General features: G+C 37.5%; 25 protein-coding genes. 9 read left to right on the top strand and 16 right to left on the bottom strand.

The window, feature by feature from the left end:
* Positions 1–278 precede the first annotated feature (278 nt).
* Positions 279–1,406: a site-specific integrase gene (locus CRI9333_RS03135; protein WP_015201728.1), complete on the top strand. Its 1,128-nt coding sequence runs from the start codon at positions 279–281 to the stop codon at positions 1,404–1,406.
* A gap of 134 nt (positions 1,407–1,540) precedes the next feature.
* On the top strand, positions 1,541–1,699 hold the full coding sequence (locus CRI9333_RS26505) for a hypothetical protein (RefSeq protein ID WP_157462259.1): 159 nt from the start codon (positions 1,541–1,543) through the stop codon (positions 1,697–1,699).
* A gap of 277 nt (positions 1,700–1,976) precedes the next feature.
* On the opposite strand, the gene CRI9333_RS26500 is transcribed toward CRI9333_RS26505, so the two are convergent.
* From CRI9333_RS26500 to CRI9333_RS26090, 3 genes are all read right to left on the bottom strand, one after another.
* A complete protein-coding gene (locus CRI9333_RS26500) occupies positions 1,977–2,159 on the bottom strand; it encodes a hypothetical protein (protein WP_157462258.1) in 183 nt (60 codons plus the stop codon).
* Between the two features lie 71 nt (positions 2,160–2,230).
* A complete protein-coding gene (locus tag CRI9333_RS03130; RefSeq protein ID WP_015201727.1) occupies positions 2,231–2,608 on the bottom strand; it encodes a hypothetical protein in 378 nt (125 codons plus the stop codon).
* Positions 2,609–3,310: 702 nt separating this feature from the next.
* Positions 3,311–3,619 (bottom strand): hypothetical protein, encoded by a 309-nt coding sequence (locus tag CRI9333_RS26090; protein WP_015201725.1) that lies wholly within the window; start codon positions 3,617–3,619, stop codon positions 3,311–3,313.
* A 52-nt stretch (positions 3,620–3,671) separates the two neighbouring features.
* Here CRI9333_RS26090 and CRI9333_RS03120 point away from each other — a divergent pair, with 52 nt between their 5' ends.
* Positions 3,672–4,667: a hypothetical protein gene (locus tag CRI9333_RS03120; protein WP_015201724.1), complete on the top strand. Its 996-nt coding sequence runs from the start codon at positions 3,672–3,674 to the stop codon at positions 4,665–4,667.
* Positions 4,668–5,059: 392 nt separating this feature from the next.
* Here CRI9333_RS03120 and CRI9333_RS03115 read toward each other — a convergent pair whose 3' ends face one another.
* Both CRI9333_RS03115 and CRI9333_RS03110 read right to left on the bottom strand, forming a co-directional pair.
* Positions 5,060–5,299 (bottom strand): hypothetical protein, encoded by a 240-nt coding sequence (locus CRI9333_RS03115; RefSeq protein WP_015201722.1) that lies wholly within the window; start codon positions 5,297–5,299, stop codon positions 5,060–5,062.
* A gap of 215 nt (positions 5,300–5,514) precedes the next feature.
* Positions 5,515–5,805 (bottom strand): hypothetical protein, encoded by a 291-nt coding sequence (locus CRI9333_RS03110; protein ID WP_015201721.1) that lies wholly within the window; start codon positions 5,803–5,805, stop codon positions 5,515–5,517.
* Positions 5,806–5,918: 113 nt separating this feature from the next.
* Here CRI9333_RS03110 and CRI9333_RS25500 point away from each other — a divergent pair, with 113 nt between their 5' ends.
* Complete coding sequence (locus CRI9333_RS25500) at positions 5,919–6,062, top strand: ATP-binding cassette domain-containing protein (protein WP_083890022.1); 144 nt, start codon at positions 5,919–5,921, stop codon at positions 6,060–6,062.
* 36 nt (positions 6,063–6,098) lie between these two features.
* Positions 6,099–6,419: a hypothetical protein gene (locus tag CRI9333_RS03105; RefSeq protein WP_015201720.1), complete on the top strand. Its 321-nt coding sequence runs from the start codon at positions 6,099–6,101 to the stop codon at positions 6,417–6,419.
* Between the two features lie 158 nt (positions 6,420–6,577).
* Here the strand turns inward: CRI9333_RS03105 and CRI9333_RS03100 are convergent, their stop codons facing one another.
* Together CRI9333_RS03100 and CRI9333_RS03095 are read right to left on the bottom strand one after the other, a co-directional pair.
* On the bottom strand, positions 6,578–7,141 hold the full coding sequence (locus CRI9333_RS03100; protein WP_157462257.1) for a hypothetical protein: 564 nt from the start codon (positions 7,139–7,141) through the stop codon (positions 6,578–6,580).
* 70 nt (positions 7,142–7,211) lie between these two features.
* Positions 7,212–7,664, bottom strand: coding sequence for a hypothetical protein (locus tag CRI9333_RS03095; protein ID WP_015201718.1), 453 nt, complete (start codon positions 7,662–7,664; stop codon positions 7,212–7,214).
* A gap of 762 nt (positions 7,665–8,426) precedes the next feature.
* Between CRI9333_RS03095 and CRI9333_RS03090 the strand changes: the two genes are divergently transcribed.
* From CRI9333_RS03090 to CRI9333_RS28020, 4 genes are all read left to right on the top strand, one after another.
* Positions 8,427–8,966: a toxin-antitoxin system YwqK family antitoxin gene (locus CRI9333_RS03090; RefSeq protein WP_015201717.1), complete on the top strand. Its 540-nt coding sequence runs from the start codon at positions 8,427–8,429 to the stop codon at positions 8,964–8,966.
* Positions 8,967–9,193: 227 nt separating this feature from the next.
* Positions 9,194–9,613 (top strand): hypothetical protein, encoded by a 420-nt coding sequence (locus CRI9333_RS03085; RefSeq protein ID WP_015201716.1) that lies wholly within the window; start codon positions 9,194–9,196, stop codon positions 9,611–9,613.
* Between the two features lie 155 nt (positions 9,614–9,768).
* Positions 9,769–10,551 carry a leucine-rich repeat domain-containing protein gene (locus tag CRI9333_RS03080; RefSeq protein WP_015201715.1) on the top strand — a complete coding sequence of 261 codons (783 nt, stop codon included), beginning with the start codon at positions 9,769–9,771 and terminating at the stop codon, positions 10,549–10,551.
* 71 nt (positions 10,552–10,622) lie between these two features.
* A complete protein-coding gene (locus tag CRI9333_RS28020; protein ID WP_269667510.1) occupies positions 10,623–10,745 on the top strand; it encodes a hypothetical protein in 123 nt (40 codons plus the stop codon).
* Between the two features lie 362 nt (positions 10,746–11,107).
* Here the strand turns inward: CRI9333_RS28020 and CRI9333_RS03075 are convergent, their stop codons facing one another.
* The 9 genes from CRI9333_RS03075 to CRI9333_RS03035 all read right to left on the bottom strand — a co-directional run bounded on the left by CRI9333_RS03075 (position 11,108) and on the right by CRI9333_RS03035 (position 20,630).
* Positions 11,108–11,587, bottom strand: coding sequence for a hypothetical protein (locus CRI9333_RS03075; protein WP_015201714.1), 480 nt, complete (start codon positions 11,585–11,587; stop codon positions 11,108–11,110).
* A gap of 42 nt (positions 11,588–11,629) precedes the next feature.
* The gene (locus CRI9333_RS24685) at positions 11,630–12,658 is read right to left on the bottom strand and encodes a DUF6262 family protein (RefSeq protein WP_015201713.1); all 1,029 of its coding nucleotides are present in this window, start codon (positions 12,656–12,658) and stop codon (positions 11,630–11,632) included.
* Positions 12,642–14,525, bottom strand: coding sequence for a tyrosine-type recombinase/integrase (locus CRI9333_RS03065; protein WP_015201712.1), 1,884 nt, complete (start codon positions 14,523–14,525; stop codon positions 12,642–12,644). The genes CRI9333_RS24685 and CRI9333_RS03065 overlap by 17 nt, the downstream gene beginning before the upstream one ends.
* 4 nt (positions 14,526–14,529) lie before the next feature.
* Entirely contained in the window at positions 14,530–15,612 is a 1,083-nt protein-coding gene (locus CRI9333_RS03060; protein WP_015201711.1) for a tyrosine-type recombinase/integrase, read from the bottom strand.
* A gap of 343 nt (positions 15,613–15,955) precedes the next feature.
* Positions 15,956–16,999 carry a hypothetical protein gene (locus CRI9333_RS27590; protein ID WP_015201710.1) on the bottom strand — a complete coding sequence of 348 codons (1,044 nt, stop codon included), beginning with the start codon at positions 16,997–16,999 and terminating at the stop codon, positions 15,956–15,958.
* Between the two features lie 55 nt (positions 17,000–17,054).
* A complete protein-coding gene (locus tag CRI9333_RS03050; protein ID WP_015201709.1) occupies positions 17,055–19,403 on the bottom strand; it encodes an MBL fold metallo-hydrolase in 2,349 nt (782 codons plus the stop codon).
* 278 nt (positions 19,404–19,681) lie between these two features.
* Entirely contained in the window at positions 19,682–20,011 is a 330-nt protein-coding gene (locus CRI9333_RS03045) for a hypothetical protein (RefSeq protein WP_015201708.1), read from the bottom strand.
* Positions 20,012–20,098: 87 nt separating this feature from the next.
* On the bottom strand, positions 20,099–20,341 hold the full coding sequence (locus CRI9333_RS03040; protein ID WP_015201707.1) for a hypothetical protein: 243 nt from the start codon (positions 20,339–20,341) through the stop codon (positions 20,099–20,101).
* 43 nt (positions 20,342–20,384) lie between these two features.
* The gene (locus tag CRI9333_RS03035; protein WP_015201706.1) at positions 20,385–20,630 is read right to left on the bottom strand and encodes a hypothetical protein; all 246 of its coding nucleotides are present in this window, start codon (positions 20,628–20,630) and stop codon (positions 20,385–20,387) included.
* Positions 20,631–20,658 lie beyond the last annotated feature (28 nt).

Here is a 20,658-nt window from a genome sequence, read left to right as displayed (position 1 = left end):
TGAAGCCAACTATTGCAGCTACTTATACATCAATAGTCGTTTTCGCTTAAACTTATGCTAGATAAGAGTTGGGTTAACCTAGAAAACATAAGGAATTACTTATGTCCTCCTGTCTGGTTCAACAGATAGACATAATTTGATATCCCACCTACTTTGAGATAACTAATACTGAACTGGCGGAGGCAGAAAGTCTTACTGGTATTGGTGTCCGTGTTAAATAATATACCCTTTTTAGAGGGAGGTAGGCAGGGTGCGGGGAAGAGGGGGAAGTAATAAGAATGGAAGCTAATAAATTTGGGACGCAATTACAGCAAGTGAACTCTAGGCTGAAGGTAGGTCAGATGGGTGTAACCATCCTGTCCAAAGGAAATCGGTTGTATTTAAGAGGCACTTTGCCACCACGACCTGGAGCTAACAAAAGTCAACCACACCAACAAGAAATTGCTTTGGGCATATCTGCCACAAGTGAAGGAGTACGTAGTGCTGAAAAAGAGGCACGTAAAGTAGGAGGTTTGTTAGCTAGTGGTGAGTTTTCTTGGCTGCCGTATATACGACAGAAGATTCAACAACCACAGGTGCAAACAACTGCGGATTGGGTTGCGGCTTTGGAAACTGATTACTTCATGAGGCGAGCTAAAAATCCTAAATCACTTTCTACTTGGCAAACGAATTATTTAGAAGTTTATCAGAGGCTGCCATTAGAAAAATTTCTGACACCTGATGTGATGATGCAAGTGATTAAAGGCACACAACCAGATACACGGATGCGTCAGAAAACTTGTTTGGCATTGGATATCTTAGCTAAATTTGCAGGTGTGGAGTTTGACGCTAAACGGTTTAGTGGTAATTATTCTCCGACGAAAGTAAGCAAACGGGTACTGCCATCAGATCAAACTATAGCTTCGGTGTATGCAACTATTTCTAATCCAGCATGGCGCTGGTGTTTTGGGATGCTGGCGACTTATGGACTGCGACCTCATGAGGTATTTCATTTAGATGTTGCGGATTTTCAGCGAGGATCTGGGGTGCTTCATGTATTAGATGGGAAAACTGGAGCGAGAAAAATATGGCCGTTACATCCAGAATGGGTAGAACAATGGTGTTTATTTGATATAAAAGTACCAGCGTGTACGGGTAGAAATAATAAGGAATTGGGACAGAGGGTATCGCAATATTTTCGGCGGCAAGAAGTACCTTTTTGTCCTTATGATTTACGCCATGCTTGGGCAGTTAGGAGTATGGCATATGGGTTGGAGGTATCGTTAGCTGCCAAGCAAATGGGTCATTCGGTGGCAGTGCATATTCAGACTTATCATGCTTGGTTAGATGACCAACATCAGCACCAGGCTTTTGAAAGAATAATGGCTAGAGCTAATCGACCTCTACCGCCAATACTCACATATTGACTTTAGAGAGCAACATTCTTAAAGTAGTCGGACAAAAGTAATCTACGCTGTGTTAACTTTTGTAAGAGTGGTGCGATCGTTGACAGCAAAGCAATTAGACAGCCTCATAAAACTTAATACAGTTAACATTATTTATGTCCGACTACTTAAAGCGAACAACAATGGGAGGCTTTGGTAGTAGATTTTGGTTTGAAAGAAGCGGTTTTGGTATTCCATTTATTAAGGTTAGTGGAGTTGTTTGTAACTTGAGATTTAAGCATTGGAGTGTAGAAATGCGATCGCACGACCGTTGATGTGGTGGCGGTGCTTCTTGTAGTAGCGATCGCTTTGGTGTTTAAAACCTTGTTGTACCAAGTGCCAGTATATGAGCCTTAGTATTTAAAATTATAATTTTATTTGGGTTAAATAAAAAATTATAAATGCAAAATTAAACCCCGCTAATTAGCAGGGTGTTTGGGTATTGAATCAGTGTTTGTTTTTACCATTGTTGTTGGTAACGATACTTATGAATCAACCGATTGTATTCAGGCTTAGGAGCTTTGAAATATAGGCGTATTGAGCCACAGTCGCTTATTTATTGGCTGCTACCAGTAACTTTCCTGGGATAATTTCTAAGTAGTGAGGATGCTCTTGATTGTTCATCTCGTAGAACCAGGTGTCACCTAATAGGAAATATCCTCCAATTGTGCTGAGGTTTTTCTCTTGAGGTAGTGGATCGCTCTCAGTGTAGAACCTTAAGCAAAATATCTTCAAACTAGCATAAATTGATTTTGTTATAGCTTCTGCTTCTTTGGTTAATGTCTCGTATGTTTCGGCATTAAGAGCTACAAAGCAGAATGTGTAGTGTCCTTTAGAATTGAATTTTGAATGAACTTAATTTTGCCTTGGTTGATAGCGTTTTGTAGGCTTGCTGGTAAAGTGGTTAAACCGATCGCTATGTCAATTTCTTCAACTGCTTGATAAAGTAAACCCAGATAATAATAAACAGACAAGTTATCTGGGTATTTAATCAACATTTTCTTGATTTTTGCGATCGCTTGACTGAAAGCTCTGGTTTTAGGTTCTGGTTGTGTATATCTGGTAGAAATGTAAAATTCTGGATCGACTATATGAGCTAATTCCTCTCTCACTTTTTCGTAGTTGTCTGGGCGAATGAGTCGTACTTCGTTTTTGTCTATAATTTCTACAGTTAATTTAGCCATACTGCTTACCTACAACAATTGAAATTGCTTTATTAGTATTTTAAGTAGTATGAATAAATTATGATTTTCAAACTACTTAATATTTTACAAACTATATATAAATTTTAATTTAAAATAGTATAAATGTTAAAAATGCAAGGGAGAAAGTTTTTAAGGAAAACAATTCAACCTGTTGCGGTAGGAACTCCCTACACTGAAAGTCTAAGTAGCTATCTCACAACCATTAATAGTTGGGTTAGTGTTAACTATTAATGTTAATCTAATAAGCTTTCTTCCCTTTTAAGTTCTTTCCTAATAACTTTAAACATTTCTCTATAATCTTCAAAAGAGAAGTGCGATCGCTTGTTACCGCGTGCCAACTGGTTATCCAAAAAGTTTTAATACAGAAAACCAAAAAACTAGAGGGGAAAATTTAATCCCGTAGAACTAAACAGTGAAAAAAGTTCTATGGGATTAAATTTTGTAGTAATGTAATACCATGTAGTATATTAGGGAAGGCGCTATCGCATTCCTCGCGCTCGCAGAGCTTCGCAGTACCTTTAATCCCTGTGAAGCTGAACATTAGTAGGTAATGAAGCATAGTTATAAACATCATCCCTATTAATTGGTTGGCAGTACTTCCACCACGGGTACTCCACATTACTCTGTAATTTCCCTAATAATGAGCGTGATGTTAAAAGCGCGTTTATTTTTAAAAATATGCTACCGACTAACCAGTTGACCGCCTTCTAACAAAAGTTGCTCAACTACAACTGATGATTTCACATCAATTGTCTGCGGTAAGTTGCTATCTATATCTAATGGTTTCTTTTTAACAACTTTAGGAGGGCTGCATTCCAAGCAATATTTCGGGCAGGGGCCGAATGTTGGGCGTGTTGCGGCGCGATCGCATTCGGGGCAGATAAATTGATAAATGCGTTCATGTATGGTGCGTTCATGGGGCTTGACTTTCACCGTTTTAGTGCCACCCAGTCCTATAAATCGCGGTCTGCTTATTGTTCTTGTTTTCATTGTCTAGAATTAAATAAATCTACATGATTCCATTAAAGCAGACGCTTAAGAAATGCAATCTCCACTTGTACCGCCCAATTTCACTGCGGCTTTAGCTACTACCAGAGAACTGCGAGATTTTTATTCCTCTAAGGTTACAGAATACTCACAACTGCTAGAACAAGCCAAAAGCCAGTTAGTTCATGCTGAAGGGTTGTTGGCAGGATTAGAGCAGTTGCAGCCGTTGCAATCGGAACCTGTAGCCAATGAGCCGAGTTTAATTCATGCTGTAAGTCACGAAGAAGGTAAAAACGGGAGTAGTAATAATGGTTTTAGCTCAAGCCAATTAGCTGTCGAGTTAAATGGGGCAAAACAGTCACAAACTTTCGCTTCAACAGCAACGATTCCTGATCGGGAACAGGAACTACAATTGCTGCCACCCTATCAGCATTTAGACTTATCGTCGGCTATCGCTCTTTTACTGAAAGAGCATAGTGGCAGGATTCTCAAATTGGATTTTATTGTCAGAAGTCTTTACGGGAAGCTGCAATCACCACAATATGAAGTTATATCTAAAATAGTTTCAAATGCCTTAGAACAGGGTGTTTCTGAGGGGAAGTGGGACAGAGATCCTTATCCCCATGTTAATAATGCTGATTGTTATATCTCAAAATGGGAATCTGTTGCCGATCGCTCTAATGATAACGATCAACTACAAGCTGATGATGAAGAAATTGAAATTGAAACAGTTGAACAATCTATTAATAGTGATGTGCAATTAGTAATTCCTGTTGAGGACACTGAAACTCTTATTGATGTTGGTAATGATGATGATGTTGCTTCCGATCCTGGTATTAGCAACTACGTTACTGAGGAAGAACTTTATGAACTGGTTAATTCTGGGGTGTTGACAGAATTTAAATTAAAGAAACTTGCGGCTATTATAAAAGCCCCTTGTTATAACAATATGAGGCGACCTAAAACTTTTATTGCTGCTTTTATCAAACATCATTTGACTTATGAAGTTCTAGATGATTTTTTGAATATAACTGATCCCGATCATTTGTAGTAAACAAGCTACTAATTATCAGGATCAATTTGTTCTAATTACCGTACAACTGATTAATGCGCGGAAATGCTAGTTGGGTACGCCCTTACTATTTTCCGCATTATTTAAAGTGTTGATCCAGCCTGCTATTTGACTGGAAATATCGTATATAACAGTGGTGTGTTTGTAGCTTGTGGACTCGGATATAGCTCTGACGTTTTGCAGGCTAAGGAAGTGTCGTAAATCGTAAAATTGAGTGCTGTTGGTTTGATAATTAAGCTCTAGGTGTTGACTTTTTGAATGCTGGTTATTATCAAGGCAATAGTCGTGGCAATTTTCCACTATGTAGCGTATACATTCCAAGTCACTTGTTGGGTATTTAATTTTATCTGGCATTTTCTTACTCAATCTCTTTAATTTCCTTTTTGACTTATTTCAAGGTAAGCGGTGGTTAGCATTGCACCGTCTAAATCAACTTCAATGCCTTTACGAACTATAGAAAGTGCGTTGATTTTGATAAATCCCTGTTGACTTGCTAGTACAATTGCTGCGTCCAGTTGGGACTGGCTAGGATTTAGTTTTTGGTAAATCTGAAACTGGGGGACTCCCGCCCTTTCCTTTGTTCCGTTGAGTACGTGGTGAAAATATTTCATTTTTTTGCTGTGATTTTATCAAGGTTTATTTCAGATTTCTAGGTTTCAAATGTTTCAATTGCTCCCCATTTTTATGTTGAAAAGTTAATTGTGCATTAGGCATTTAGAAGAGTGATAGCTCCCTATTTTGTTGAATTACGCGATCGCATGATTGTACGGGTGCGATCGCATCTACTAAGTTTGGTTACTTGCTGTGTTTAAGATAGGTGCAACAATTAAACCCAGTGAGCAAGTTGGTGTTTTACGTTGTAGCGTGTCCTATTAGTGTTTTGACTGATACCACTTTGGCGGCTCAAGAAGTGTTTAAGGTAGCCCCATTGCCTACCGCCTTCAGGCAAGTTTACATACCCCTCTGCATCAGAGTTATTCAGTAAATAGATTTTGCACTCTGCATCAGTTTCGGGGCAACCAATGATTCGCACTGAACCTTTTTTAATTGCTTCTATTGCTATTGGCTTGAGCAATGCTAGTGCTGATGGTTCAAAATTTTTAAAACTTAAATCCATTGTGTCGGCAGTATTTAATGTTTAGTGCAGTAGTTTGAATTTAGCCATTTCTATACCTCTTAAGTTTGCTTTTTACTATGTTAAACTATTGACAGTTATTAGTGGTAATAAAAATGGTTAATCAATTACAAAATAATCAAAAGATACATAGAGAAATAGAAGAATATTTGACTGAGGGGAGGAAAGTTAATTTAGTTGGGAAGTCTGGGGCTGGTAAGACTACTTTACTGCGTAAAATTCTAGATCTGAATATATAAGTCAAGGGTAAGCTAACTAAAACTATCTATTTGGATATGCAGCTAATCAAGTCTCCTCAAGAGTTCTATGCTGCGATTGCAGACTTGTTAGAATTGGATGATTCTTTGCAGGGATATTATCTTGGTAGGGCTATTAAAAAGCTTCCTTATTCATCAATAATAGTTCTGATTGATGAGGCTGGTTTGCTATTTCAGGATCATCTGTACACCGTTTGTTCTTGGCTACGAGCTATGACTGATGATTATGAGTTTGTACTCTTAGCATTAGCAGCTTCTCTGATTGATTTGATTGACTTGGAAACCGAAAGTGGTAAAACTTCGCCTTTGTATAATGTTTTTTACCCTTTGTACCTGTGAAATCTATAGTGTATTTTGATGTTTTGTGCCTCCCCCGACATTAATGGGGGTTAGTTATTTATTAATTATTAACAATAAGGGTAGTAATACTGTAGGTAGTTCACTTTTGTAAAAATAATAACTGCGCTGCGGCAGTTATATAGTTTATGTTATGCGTGTTATTTAGTTAGTAGTTTAGATATGCGATCGCAAATCTTTAATCCAGGGTATCGCTTATCTTTCCGAATCTTCCATAAGATTAAGCTAAAGCGTTGAGCCTCGTGTGATAGTAGCGCGTGCGTGTGCTTGCAGTTGAATTTGTATACATCGCCTGGTGCGAGTTCTATTGTTCTTCTGTCGCCCGCCTGCCGATTAAAATCATAGCCAAATTCTGCTTTTCCGCCGAAATTGATTCCAAAAGCTAATTCTTCTGCGTAGGTATGATCTCGATGCCAATCTATCCGAGCATCGCTGTTTATTTCATTGGATTTGCCGCCAAATGTTAGTAGCGCAATTTGGCAGCCAGGATAGATTTTCTGGCTTATTTTCCAAAAGAATTGATCAAAATATGCCTCCGTTGTTTCTGGCGGCATTTGTAGATTGGCTTGATGAAAAAGCCATATCCGGTGCCGCCCTGGTGCATAGCGAGAAACATCTTGCTCCATCTTCTCGATCAGCAATGTTGATCTTTTTACTAAAATTTTTTGGCTCTCGCTGTTGAGTCTGCCGATCATTTTTAGCATGGTTTTCAAGGAATGAAAGGTCAAAAAAAAACACCGTTAGGTGTTAATTTATTGTTTTAAATTGAGCATATTAATTGACTAGGCTTTCTGCTTTCTCAATCTCCTTCTTGAGATTATCAAGCATTTTTCTGTACTGTTTAAATGATATCCTCATAGTTTTCGGATGTGGTACTGGTGGCATATCGCGATCTTCTGCATATACGCAGGGATCTATATACACTATCCGGTCTAGCTCTTTGTATACTGACGCAGAACCCAGTAGCACTAGATAATTTTTGACTGGGGTAAATCCTGATTCCTCTGCTAAATAATCGCAATCGTAGTATTGGTTGCCGACAAAGGTGTATGTGTCAGGGAAAACCTTATCAAAAGTTCTAGGTTTTTGGAACTTATCTATGATTACTTCTGCTTCTTCGTAAGCACTGATCGGGGTAAACCAACTTTCTTCGGCAAACCTTGCATTAATGAATGAGCAGATTTGCTGCTGGTTCATCTGTGGAACTTTTAATTTTAGTATTTCCATTTTTGGTCAATTAATGAATTCCTTTGTTACCCGAATATCCACAACAAATAGCGATAGCGGTAGTATTTAAGCTATAGAATTATTGTACAATTATTTTTAATTTGATATGCCTAAAAAACCCCCGTTATTGTGTTACACGGTGGTTGGTTTATAAATGTTTGGTTAAACGTTATCCAGTTGTTAAATGAATCAATTAATAGTACAACTGTACCGCTAACTACTTCCTCAATTTAATTCCCTAGGAAAGCAGTAGAGTTTACTATTTTCCTAGGAAATTAAATCTGTTAATTGACTGATAGTAGGTATGTACTATTTTTCTAGGGAATTAAATTGACGAATTCAAAATAGTACAGATATTATCTTTAGCCCCAACAACAACAACGCATACACCAAAAACGTTTCACTTTATTTGTATGTCTACAAAGTAGAGTGATTCTACAACGATCAGGCTAATGGCTTGGTTAACGTTTTGTCCCGTCTTGGCGGATGGCTTTAAAATGGCAGTCGTTACAAGGCTGTAAATTTATCACTTTAAACCTTTAAACAGTTGAATGTGAGCGTAAAACAGTGCCATAGTAGTGCTAATTAAACATAATGGCTAACAATTAATAAGTATTGATTGCTAGATGTCGAAAAATGTAGCCCGAAAGTAATTAATTTAAACTTTTATTATCAAAGTGGAATTGTTACTCAAAACTGGAATCTAGCCACTGTTCACCCTACTACCCATCTTCTTCAAGAATAATTGGAGTCGAAAAATAAATGTTAATTAGAATTCATGACGATAAAGTTGATGCTAATGCTATGTGTCAATACATATATGAAGGAAAACCATTTCAGGGGATTACCTATAAAGTTGCTCTTGATGGAAAAATTGTTGATGAAGCTGCCTATTTTTACGGATTAAAGTGGGTATTATTCAGAGGATGGTATCCTAATGGTCAGCTAGAATACGATCGACCTATGCGAAATGGCGGAGATGAAGGATTAGGGAAAATATGGTATCCAAATGGAGTATTGCAAAAAGAATTTTTTTCAGAATTTGGAGTAAGAATATGGACAAAAGAGTGGGATGAATCTGGTAAACTGATTAAAGATTGGATTTTGCCTGAAGATGGATCTCATCCTAGTTATCGTTATTTACAAAGTGTTAGATCTGATTATGTTGACTATGAGAAACCACCTGAATTAGTCGAATTCGAGCAGGATGTCGCTGCATATATTGTTACTCATCCTTCAAACCTGATCTATTATGAGAAAGATTTCTTACAAGAGCAAAACGATCTAATTATTCAGTTGTAGGATTAAATGTGAAGCCATCTGTAGGGTGGGTAAATCCACAGACAAGTCTTTACGGAGCAATAACTTCGACTTGCTCTTTCGATCTTGTTATACTTAAGATCGCTCTTTAATATTCGATAATTCGCTCGTCACACTCGAATAATTGTAGCACCACAAGTAATTAATGGTGCATTAGCTTCTACTAAATATATTTCTACTTTATTGAAACAGTAGCAACAAGAAAAACAATGAGTTCTTTCACAGTATTCTTGAAAAACGAAAAACTAGATTTCGATCTGAACGGCATTGTAGATTTACTGAAAGGAGAGAAGTTCAAATCTCTCTTCGATCCATGTTTGGAATTAAAGAACAATCAAGGAACAAAAACTTGTTTGTTAGATGTTTACTACGAAAAAGAATATGGTTATCATGTGTATGGTATGGGAAAAGAAGATTATGATTATTATGTACTGACTGAAGAAAAAAAAGATGATTTTATTGTAGAAGTATCATTAGGTGGAGCGGAAATCAAATGTTACTATCATAACTTTGTCAGTGAAGAAAAAATGATTCAAGCTGTTGAGTTTTTCTATGCAGAATCCAGGTTGAATCCAGATTTATTATGGGCTAAAGAATCAGACGAATACATGGATGATATTTACTATTAAGCAGAGGTAGGTTATTATATGGGGAATTAAAGGTGATCAAGGCTGGGATTATATAGATCCCGAAGGATTTGTATAATATATAATATTGACCATATCCATCCTGTATCTTTTAACGGTTTATTAATTTAAAAAAGAAAAATTTTTAAAAATCTACTATGATGAGTCAAGAGGAGTTGCAAAGCTTAGTACAAATAACGAATAGAGATAAAGATTTTTTTCTAGTATTATCTGACTATACAATGACAGGTAAAGAAGTAGAAATCTTAATTGAATCTTGTGATGATATAGATTGTTTTCTAACTGAACTAGATATGTACAGAATTGAACTCGACTACTTGCCCTGCAATATTAACAGGTTAGCTAGTTTGAGTTCCCTTAATATCAATCGAAATGAATTAATTTGCTTGCCAGATAGTATCGGAGATCTGATTAATTTAAATGAACTATATGTGGAAATAAATCGGTTAGAGTTCTTGCCAGAAAGTATTGGGAAGCTGATCAATTTACGAAAACTATATCTAGACGAAAATAATATAAAATTATTACCAAGTAGTATAGGAAATCTTACTAATTTAGAGGAATTAAGTTTAGTCGCAAATGAAATAACCGATTTGCCAGAGAGTATTGGCAACGCCTTCAACTTAAAACGTCTGGATTTGGCGTTGAACAAGTTAACTAATTTACCAGATGATATAACAAAATTAACTTCGCTGGTAGAGTTAGATTTGTATAGTAATCAATTAATAAGTTTACCAGATAATATTGGTAATTTAACCCAATTAAAGCGTCTAGATTTAGGGTCGAATAATTTAACTGGATTTCCAGACAGTTTTTTTAACCTTACCAACTTAACTTTTTTAGGCATTAAGGGAAATAATTTATTGAATATTTCCGAGATCACAAATAAATTTAATAGACCGATCGAAATAGAGTATTAGTATTTTTAAATCGGCGTAAATAGAAGGTTCGTGCAACCAGGGACAACCAGTAGTAAAAGCAGTTGTCCTGTATGGATTTCAGCCTTTACATAATTGGGCTAGATAAGCGCGGAGACACTATTGGCGTTTCAAGCGGGATTGAGCCGTCTGCTACTCACATCCTACTTCCAGATATTGTCAAGGTAATACCTTGAGACTACCTAAGTTCAGATTGCTTCCTTACGATCAAGAAATAGTACCGTCAGTTAGCTCATTAATAAACTGCTCTAATACTTTACTTGCAATTGCTTGTGCTGTGACAGTCTGTTGCTTCTCACTAACTTGCACTCTTTTAATGATGCCCTATACAAGACTGAAAGCAACGTCATGATGAAAATTTGGAAGCATAATGTGGCAAGTTGAATTTGGAAGCATAAAGTGGCGGATTCGCCACATTATGGTAAAAATCATAAAATTTCAGCTATGATAATATTATCAGCTTCTCTGTTTGCATGAAAAATCTCTATAAATTCTGACAGCTTTTTGATATCCATAGATTATATATGCTTAAACATTATTAACGATTGACGAAATCAGCTTTTTGTATTGTTCTACTTTCTCGAAAAATTATGTTTGACAATATAGTATTGTTCAAAATGTTCTTAATTTTTTTTGGAAGTATTTTTATTGTAATTGGTTGGACTGGGAAGCTCACCCTAAAGTATTCTTCAGACACGGGTACGGCATCATGTGAATCGTATGAATATAATCCTTTTGAAGCAATTTGTAAATTCCAAAAGAATACTGATGCTCTTATTTCTGGAGTATCTGAAATCAATATAACATTATCGAAGGCTTTTGAATCTATTTGACCTTCAGTAGTTATATCTAAATACTCTTCAAAAAAATTTAGAAGCGTGTTTAAATCGTTTCGAGACTTACGGACGCTTGAAGGAAGGCTTCCATAAGCACCCGAAGTAAGCCAAGCTATTTCACCGATACTATCAATAGCAAACCAATCAATGTCTTCGATAGATATTTCTAAGTCAGAAATCATGAGTTAATAAGTTTATTGCGGGTAAAATTTAAAAACCAAAAACTATCTCTGCTTTGCTCTTCTCTTCAAATACTCCAGCGTCCAACCACTCTCCAAATAAGACTCCCAGGATGCCCACTCCCCTGCATTGTCTTGAACAGAGAATTCTGTTTCTGTTTGCTGTTTAGCTTTAACCCTTCCCTGTGCTTTAGCCAATTCAAACCATTGAGAAAATTCATCTTTTGTTTGCACTTCACCCTGGACACATGAGGCTAAAAGCGATTCATTAGGCTTCCAACCTTCCTCGATTGCTCGTTTAAGCCATGCCCCAGGCTTCTTGATATTTTCAGTTAATAGAGCTTCTTCAAATGCTTTTACGGCATTAATGATTGTTTCCTCTGAAGCTGATTTAATAGTTTTAATTAATGTTGAATTCAGTTGAACTCCCAGAGCATCAAACTGTTGCTTAACCAGATTAATCAGATCTAATTTATTCTGAGCTTTTTCTGGGGCTACCTCATGAGTTGGACATGATTTAAGCGGCGTAACTTTATTCGCAAGATGTTTAGGCTTGTCCTCATCTAACTCAGATGCTTGCTCATTGGATTGAGATGGCAAACTGGAACCTTGCCTCAGACTCTCAGTTTCTGCCCTAGACTCAGCCAGTAGTTTTGTTAAACGCTCAATTTCTCGGCGTAACCCTTCATTTTCATCTACTAAAGAACGTTGTCTTCCATGAATTGCTTCTAGGTGATCTCGTAATCCCCGATTCTCCGCTTCTACCTTCTGTATCCGTTGCTTTAAAGCCTGGTATTTGGAGTTGTTAGAGGCATCAGAAACTTTTTGATGAGTAGGAACTGATTTCTTTTTTCTAGTTCCCTGATCTCTAAGATGCTCAATACGTGCTTTAATTTCAGGCTCTTTGTAAAGCCAAGCAGTAGAAACATCTGCAACTTCAGCAACAGTTTTGAAATTAATAGAACGACCTTCTTTAATTAACTGTTGAATTCCTTTTTCTGTACGCTCAATTGCATCTTGTTTTTTCTTCTGAGCATTTTGGCGCAACCCTTCAATATTACGTTGGTGTTTCATTAGAGTCCCCTTCTAATGAGTTAATAATATTTTCTAAACTTTGTTTAACCTTCTCGTTCATCTCGACTTGACGCTGCCAGCTATTAGCTTTAGCTGTCTCAATAATTTTGTTAGTCTGCTTTAACTGTTTCTTATGTTCATCTAGAAACTCGGAGGTAGTGCGGAAATGAGTACAGCTAAGGCAAGCATTGGCGTGTGGACATTGACCAGCTACGACAGGTAAGGCGCATGAACCATTAGGTAGTGATTGAGCCAAAATATTTTTCTTAATCCATTGCACTTCAGGATTTTGGCTTATGGAGTTTTCTTGTTCAACTACTTTTCCTGCAATATCAACAATCTTGTTTTTGAATTTGGCGAACTCCTCTTTAAGGGTTTGGTCGTGAATGTGAGCGTAATGATTAGTCATTTCTGGAGATTCATGACCTAAATAACGCTGAATGATGTGCTGTGGAACGCCCATATTAATCATGCGTGTACCGACTGTGTGACGAAATTGATGTGCTTGAAAACGCCACAAGTTTCCAGAACTATCCCTAATTTGTTGTTCGTAAGCTACTTGATTAAGTGCATTAGTGAACTGAGCTTGTTTAATAGGTTTATCTCCACGATTCGCTCTGGGAGAAAAAAATAAATATTTACAATCCTGACCTCTCTCTTGCCTGACGTATTCCTGTTGCTCTTGAATAACAGCTACTATTTCTTTTGAAATTGGAATAATATGTTCCTTTTTCATTTTGAATTGATAATAGAGTAAAAACCAATCACCGTGAACATCTTGGCTAAGACAGTTAAATTGTAAGCAACAAAGCTCACTAATTCGCATTCCACATTCCTGAATAATCATTACCATCCGCATAATATGAGGCGGTAATTTATCCAAATGTTCATTAAGTTGACTTAATACATTTTCTGGTATAAAGCGAGGTTTGTTTTGGCTTAAACGTGGATAATCTTCATTGTAGATAAGCCTTTGATCTGGCACATCTGCCCAACCTTCTCTAGCGCATAGTTCTAAAAATGTGTTCAAGCAACCTATATGCCTACGTATATTCACACTTGATAAACCCGTTTTCGATAGTTGACTTAGATATTTAAGAATTAATTCTCGATTGATTTCTGATGGTTCTAAATCTGGATAATAATATGCTAAAAAAATCGAAAAATTGCCCACTTTCGATAATCTAGTTTGAGCTTCGCCAACTGAGTGGGTTGATAAGCTATACTTAATAAATTTTTTCGCCGCTGATTTTATCCAAGGTTGAACGATTTTAGAAAAATTTAATTTGTGAATTGGTTGAGAAGGATTAGATGAATAACCTAATTTTCTTATATCCCAAATATCCCTATCATACTCATCTCTGTCATCAGAAAATTCTTGAATTACTTTGTACACTTGGCGTAAAGTGTGTATTTGATCACCATCGTTTACATATTCACGAATTTTTTGCTCCTTATCTAAATTAATACCTTTGTAAAATCTAAAGTTGCCAATTTCAACTAAATATGAACGAAAAGAAATTTCTAGAGTAGCTAAATCTCTTTCTAAAAAAGATCCAATGTTCATTGATGATTGGTTTATCCAGTTGCAAATATCTCTAATATTTCCTACTTTCCCCCATAGTGTCTTAGTTTTCCAATCACCTCGTTCTAATTTTTGCCAGCAACCATATTTTAATTCACTGTTCAAAGTGGAGGAGGAGCAGGTGAATTTAATTGCTCTATCATAAGAGTAATCTTTGTATCCGTCTTGGACAGAACATTCACCAAATTTCCAGGTATCTTGCGCCCAATAACCAACCAATAAACTTTCTAGCTCTTTTTGTTTAGACTTAGATAATTTTAATGAGGCAGCATTTACTTTCATAGAACTATTTATCTCTCTTGTTTAAGTAATCTTGATAAGCTGTTTTCATGTCTTCATTAGTAAGATGAGTGTAGGTATTAAGGACTGTTTGCACTTGTGCGTGTCCCAACCTTTTTTGTACATGAGCCGCATCCCATCCACTACGAATTAGTTCTGTTGCATGGGTATGTCGCAGCATATGAGGACGTGCGTGAATACCAGTTTTCTTGCTTAACCTTTCAAATAAATCTGCTACTGCCCCATATTTCATGGGTCTTCCTATAACTCCATCCCATAAGTTTACAAAGACATAATCACTGTCAATGTCATCAAATTCTTTGAGTAAATACTCAGTATATAAACCCATTAATTCCTGAGAAACATGGATGTTATTGGTATTTCTAGTTTTTGCCCTAGCTCCATTAGCATTATTTTCTCTAGGAACTATGCAAATTAGATTATCCCAAGAGCGAATATCTTCATGTCTTAATCCCAGAGCTTGCCCGATGCGTATTCCACTTTCGTAGAGCAGCGCAATTAAAAATTTATCCCTGATCCTTTCGCAGACATCAATTAATTGCTTGACTTGCTCAGTCGCTAAAGTTTTCGGAATCCGTTTCGGTTCTTTGAGCTTAATTAGCTTTGTTCTAACTGGCTTGCTTTTGTTGATATGGTGCAAAAAGCTTTTGTAACGTCTTCCTGGCTGCATAGTCGTTCTGTAGAGTGGAATATTTTCTACAACGCCCAGACGTTCTTGAAAATCGTAGAGCATACAGACTGAGGTAATTACAGCATTTACAGTCGCCTCAGTACGTTTTGATTCTTGCTCTTGCATGGAAGTAGTTCCAGGTTGAGGATTTCTTAGCCATGCGACAAAATCAGCCAGTTCTGATAGCCCTACCTGCGTCCAATCTCTGCTTGTATCTGCAAGGTATTCCCAATACAGCTTGAGATGGTGGACGTAAGACCTAACTGTATTAGGACTTCGCTCAATGCTTTCTAAGTAGCTAATAAACTGTTCAATCGGACGGATAGGGAAGTAATTATCGTCCAGCACTGTCCAGGTTATTCTGTCGCTGTTAGGGATGCGAACCCGTTGAACTTTCACAGCACTTTGTAGACTTTGTTTACAGTGTAGAAAAGTTTGCTGTAATTATTCTATGAAGTAAAGATCTATAAGTCAATATGTTGTTGTTTACTTTATAGAATTTTTTTAAGAGACTGTTGTTTTCATTTGTACTATTTTCCTAGGGAATTAAATTGTGTGATAAAAGGTCAAAATTGTGGATTGATTTTAGTAAGAAATATAAAAAGTTGTAAAATTTGAGCGTCTGTAACCCTTATATTTACGTTGACGATAAAACCCCATCCTCTGAGTGGGTGGGGTAGTTGATGTGAGCGTTTTTAATGGCAGCGAACGACTTTCGCCCTTGCAGCTTCGCTGCCCTGCTTTAAACTTTTGTGGTTACGGATTCTTGACTAGATTCTTTAGGTTTACGTTCAAATGTAGTGATACTGGCATTCTCTAACACGAATCCATCTTTAGTGCGGCTGCCCATTTTACCTGCGATAGCAGCCACCCACATAGGATAATTTGCTACAGCATCTTCTAATTTTTTAAAGATTTTTGGCTTAACTGTAATGCTGGCTATTACACCATCGCAATCAAGTTCAAAATGCTTCCAACCATTTTCTACTGTCCTGACATCTTCTGGAAAGCTGTTAATTTTGATGGTTAATTCTAGTTTGCCTGCGGTGGTCATTTCCGAATCTCCTAAATCAATATTTTTTGGTGTATGAGCTTGAATTGTTAGACGATCTTTTTTGACTGATGAGTTAGCTTGCTTTACTAATGGCGCTTTGGGTGTTGGAGTTGAAGTTGGTTCAGGCAAAGCTACATCGTCTGATTCTACAAAGTTTGCGCTGACTAAATGTGAATCTTCTAGTACAAGGTTATAGCCATCTAAACTACAAGCCAATTCCCAGAACTGATTGATTGAGTCTGATGGTAAGCTACCTACAATATTTAAGGTAAAAGGTTTAAATTTATTCCACTGCTTGCCATTTTTGGACGGTTGTAAATTTCTCCTAATTTCGATCTCAAATGTATTGGCTGTTAAATCTTGATTAACTATCACACCCCGAATCAAGAAAAAGTTGATGTGTTCTCTAATAGTTTGGGGAGATCTAATATTTTTAAGTGTTAGCTTGAGCCAAGGTGCTTCTTCTATTTGCCGTGGGTAGCACGACCAAACTTGCGATTCAGTAATTTTTTCGGGATGTCCGGCACATTGTTTTTGTGCCGATTGGCGTAAATGGGCGCTTAATGTTGTACCTGATTCCGTTACTACTATCCCCTCCCTTGGGTTATCTTGACTTGGGAAATATTGTCCCCTAATAATGCCTATTGCTTGAAATGTCGTGGGGGAATCTGTATCTGTAAACGGTTTTTTGATGAGCGTTTTTTTACTTTCAAGATTTTTCTCAAGTGCCATAATTTTAGTGGTTGTTACTTGTTCTCTAGGGCGATCGCTCCAAACATTTTAAAACTTAAATTTCATCTAAGTCATCGCAATGCCCCTCTAAATCCCGATCAAATGAAAGCAAACCTTGTTCAAATTCAGGCTGGCGTTGAAATTCCATACACTTACCACGAGGATCTACTTGAAGAGAAAATAACGGACTAAGAGACGACTGACAGATTTTATCATTAAAAAATTGGCAGACAGCACAGCAATCTTCACCACTAGCCCTTGCGGATGCTATAGCTGTTTCTAGGGCTGAAACTGCACTCAAAGTCAATCGTCCACCATTCCACTTAGCTTTTAACAAACCCGTCGCACTCAAATTTTCCCAGCGAGGATCAGTTAATACCGACTCAGGAATGCGTAGCCATGCACCTTCAACTTCCGCTTCAACCGTCACCTCAAACTCCTGAGTATTTTCGATCTTACTTAACTGACGATTACTTACTTGCTCTGGTACAGCACCATACTCAATTTCTTCACCAACTGCGGGAATGTGAATGAAATATTTATCCCTCAAATCTCCCGTGTGGGAAAGTTCATGCAACGCATCCATTGAGCCATGTATTAAAATTAGATGTTTGGGATTAACTCGATGAATAACTTGCGTCAAACCCACCTTATCAGCATGGGCTGAAAGATTAAACCGCCTGACAGTAGCGTGGACTGTCAACTTTTTACCTTCTATTTCAACCTCATCTCCTTTCTGTAATGCTTGCAGAAAACGACCTGGACTCTCCTCATCGGTATAACCAGAGATAAATATCGCCGCATTATCTCTTTCTAACAATGCCTGACCATAGTAAACACTAGCTCCACCACTAAGCATTCCCGAACTAGCAATAATTACAGAAGGTTTAGCTATCGCTAATGGACGCTCTCTAGGATGACCGATTGGTATAATCGGCGGTTTCCCATCTGGGTCAAAAAACGGTTCTTGTTGAAGAGCAAAGTTTTGTACACTTCCAGGTAGGAAATCTATATGGTCTCGAAATACATCCGTAACCGCCCTAACCAAACCATCTATATAGACAGGAATTTTCAGCTTATGGAATAAAGCACTGGTGCGAATTGCTAAAATGATTTCCTGGGCGCGTCCCAAAGCGAAAGCTGGGATTAGAACGTTACCACCATGAGATACAACCTCTGCAACAGCTTGTAATAATTCGGTTTCTTGAGCTTTTCTAGATGGGTGAGTATCTGCACCATAAGTAGATTCAGTAATTAATATATCGGCTTGGGGCAAATCAGCAAGTCTTAATCCGTCTGTAGTTCTGCTGTTAGTAGTGTTGTAGTCGCCTGTATACAATAAACTGCGATCCCCATATCTGATATAAACACAAGCTGCACCAACTATATGCCCTGCATGGATAAACCGCACTTTTAATCCAGGTAGCGGTTCAAAATCTTGACCGACTGGTTGAGTTTGCAGTTGGAATAATGTTTGGTCTAGGTCAATTTCATCAAATAATTGCTCAAAATCCTCATTGGATTGTTGTACTTTTAAACAATCAGTGAGCATCACATGAGCAATTTCCCTAGTTCCCGCAGTACAAATCATGGGGGTAGCAGGGAAACGTTGATGGAATACAGGCAATGCCCCAATGTGATCTTGATGAGCGTGGGTAATTAAGATGAGGTTAGGATTTTTTAAATGTTCAAATGCTGGTAAGGGGTTACTGCCTTTGGGTCTAGTACCAGCATCAAGGACTATTTCATAAGGGCCAATTAGTACTCGAAAGCAGGAAGCGCCGATACTTCTAGCAGCACCTAATGGTGTGACAATTAGGCGATTTTTGTGTGGGGAGTCTGGATCAGTTGTAGTTTCTAAATCAGCATTTTTTACACGATTAAGGTGATTATCAAACCATAGTACCTTAGCAACTTCCGTGTAAGGATTTACTTGAATTCTGGCTCTCAATGCTTCTGGGGAGTTGTGGCGCGATTTTACGGCATTTGAATCAGATAAAACTGCTTCCCATTCCCACAGTTTGCCTCGCTGTATAGGGGAGGAAAAAACCCATTGAGTTTGATGTGTTTGAGCGATTACAGTAAGTTTAGCAATTGCTAAAAGTCGTGCTGTTGTTTCCTCAAATGTTTCTGTAACTACCCTAGAAGAGTATGGTTGTTCTAAGTTAGTATTCCCTTGGACAATGCGTTTAACTGTTTCAATTACTGGGGCTGGGCTGGATGCTTGTACAGAATCAGTAGAAGGGGATTTTGTAGAGCTAGTTACTTCTAAAGGTTCTGCCTGTGTAATATATAGAGAGTTTTCCCGTACAACGGCACTTACTCGCCACAACTCACCAGATTTCATTTCTGGGAGTGCTGATAATAAGGTAATTTTTAGGTCTTTTTGACCAACAAATGACACTTTGAACAATACTTGAGTATTGCGTTGTAAATACTTTAGACACTTGCTTTTCCATCAACATTGTTTCAGTATTTATGATGTTTTTTATTGAGCTACTCCCCGCGAATCGACGGGCGGAGATTTAGGCGCTTGAATTAGGGTTAACTTTTTGCCCGTCAATCGGATTAGTTAGAAGTCTTATGTCCATCGTCCCTGTCAGCATTAAATGGGCAGGTGGCGCAACGCTGATGGTTAACTTTCTAGCGTTTTAATGTTAACACTTGTCATGGTAATTTATTTTAATAATGGTTTTCATTTGCTTCCATTTTAAACTTTTCTAATTGTGTTTCTCTGTCTAATTTAGGGCAAATTGCATAATACCCTCTACCAAAGAATTGCATTCCTAGATCGAAGGCAAAGTCGCCTGTTTCAGAGCCATCTTTATCTGTCCAAATTTGGATTCCTTCTGGTGTCCAGTTGAGTCTGTAAGGGACACCCCAGAAAATAAAGTATTCGATGGCACACCCTATAATTATAGGACTGGCAATTCCAATATACTCATGTTCATTGGGGTTTAAATCCCTCATCTTTTCTTGTAACTCATGTAATGATCTTATAGGTTGTTTCATTTTTATCCTCAATTAATTACTTAAAAACATATTACGCATTTTTCTTGTTTAACTGTGGGCTGTGCTTTATCCCACAGTTTTAAGACGTTACCAAAAGTTGGTATATCTAACCGTTAAACCTTCATCCTTCTCAGCTTTTTTACTGGGAATGAATCTACGTTCTAAAAGTTCTTTTTCGCCTTCGGGTGTTCCTCGTGTGTATCCAGCAGGCTCACCATCAAAATTACAAGCTTCGTAGGCTTTAATAATTCTGTAATGGTTTTCGCCATAAGGGGCAGGTTCTATATACAGCCCGCCGTATTGCTGAACTAATTCTTTGTAAGTTGCCATTGGTTTTACCCTTGTTATTTTTGTACTATGAGTGTGAGGTAAGTTATTCTTTACTGGCTAATTCTTGGCTTATCGAATCTAGAACATTTATAGAATTTTGAAGTTCAGAACGTAATTTCTCTATCTCATCTTGAAGCTGAGAAATAGATCCAGCATTGAGTAAAGAGTTTTTATCTAAATCATCAAATTTTTTGCTGATTACTCCGAGGCGTTTGAAACAGTCGAACATTATCCAAGCAAACTGGCGCTTATAGCGACGGATGTAAGACCCTGCATAATGGTCTGACATATCAATATGACCTTGTGTGATTAGTACG

This window comes from Crinalium epipsammum PCC 9333 (genome assembly GCF_000317495.1).
GTDB classification, from domain to species: Bacteria; Cyanobacteriota; Cyanobacteriia; order Cyanobacteriales; family PCC-9333; genus Crinalium; species Crinalium epipsammum.
This window is presented reverse-complemented; position numbering and strand designations above follow the sequence as displayed.

Bases quoted from the DNA above. Each gene is read 5' to 3' on its own strand.
- CRI9333_RS03135 (WP_015201728.1), top strand. From the start codon at position 279: ATGGAAGCTAATAAATTTGGGACGCAATTACAGCAAGTGAACTCTAGG.
- CRI9333_RS26505 (WP_157462259.1), top strand. From the start codon at position 1,541: ATGTCCGACTACTTAAAGCGAACAACAATGGGAGGCTTTGGTAGTAGA.
- CRI9333_RS03130 (WP_015201727.1), bottom strand. From the start codon at position 2,608: ATGGCTAAATTAACTGTAGAAATTATAGACAAAAACGAAGTACGACTC.
- CRI9333_RS26090 (WP_015201725.1), bottom strand. From the start codon at position 3,619: ATGAAAACAAGAACAATAAGCAGACCGCGATTTATAGGACTGGGTGGC.
- CRI9333_RS03120 (WP_015201724.1), top strand. From the start codon at position 3,672: ATGCAATCTCCACTTGTACCGCCCAATTTCACTGCGGCTTTAGCTACT.
- CRI9333_RS03115 (WP_015201722.1), bottom strand. From the start codon at position 5,299: ATGAAATATTTTCACCACGTACTCAACGGAACAAAGGAAAGGGCGGGA.
- CRI9333_RS03110 (WP_015201721.1), bottom strand. From the start codon at position 5,805: ATGGATTTAAGTTTTAAAAATTTTGAACCATCAGCACTAGCATTGCTC.
- CRI9333_RS25500 (WP_083890022.1), top strand. From the start codon at position 5,919: ATGGTTAATCAATTACAAAATAATCAAAAGATACATAGAGAAATAGAA.
- CRI9333_RS03105 (WP_015201720.1), top strand. From the start codon at position 6,099: ATGCAGCTAATCAAGTCTCCTCAAGAGTTCTATGCTGCGATTGCAGAC.
- CRI9333_RS03100 (WP_157462257.1), bottom strand. From the start codon at position 7,141: ATGCTAAAAATGATCGGCAGACTCAACAGCGAGAGCCAAAAAATTTTA.
- CRI9333_RS03095 (WP_015201718.1), bottom strand. From the start codon at position 7,664: ATGGAAATACTAAAATTAAAAGTTCCACAGATGAACCAGCAGCAAATC.
- CRI9333_RS03090 (WP_015201717.1), top strand. From the start codon at position 8,427: ATGTTAATTAGAATTCATGACGATAAAGTTGATGCTAATGCTATGTGT.
- CRI9333_RS03085 (WP_015201716.1), top strand. From the start codon at position 9,194: ATGAGTTCTTTCACAGTATTCTTGAAAAACGAAAAACTAGATTTCGAT.
- CRI9333_RS03080 (WP_015201715.1), top strand. From the start codon at position 9,769: ATGATGAGTCAAGAGGAGTTGCAAAGCTTAGTACAAATAACGAATAGA.
- CRI9333_RS28020 (WP_269667510.1), top strand. From the start codon at position 10,623: ATGGATTTCAGCCTTTACATAATTGGGCTAGATAAGCGCGGAGACACT.
- CRI9333_RS03075 (WP_015201714.1), bottom strand. From the start codon at position 11,587: ATGATTTCTGACTTAGAAATATCTATCGAAGACATTGATTGGTTTGCT.
- CRI9333_RS24685 (WP_015201713.1), bottom strand. From the start codon at position 12,658: ATGAAACACCAACGTAATATTGAAGGGTTGCGCCAAAATGCTCAGAAG.
- CRI9333_RS03065 (WP_015201712.1), bottom strand. From the start codon at position 14,525: ATGAAAGTAAATGCTGCCTCATTAAAATTATCTAAGTCTAAACAAAAA.
- CRI9333_RS27590 (WP_015201710.1), bottom strand. From the start codon at position 16,999: ATGGCACTTGAGAAAAATCTTGAAAGTAAAAAAACGCTCATCAAAAAA.
- CRI9333_RS03045 (WP_015201708.1), bottom strand. From the start codon at position 20,011: ATGAAACAACCTATAAGATCATTACATGAGTTACAAGAAAAGATGAGG.
- CRI9333_RS03040 (WP_015201707.1), bottom strand. From the start codon at position 20,341: ATGGCAACTTACAAAGAATTAGTTCAGCAATACGGCGGGCTGTATATA.
- CRI9333_RS03035 (WP_015201706.1), bottom strand. From the start codon at position 20,630: ATGTCAGACCATTATGCAGGGTCTTACATCCGTCGCTATAAGCGCCAG.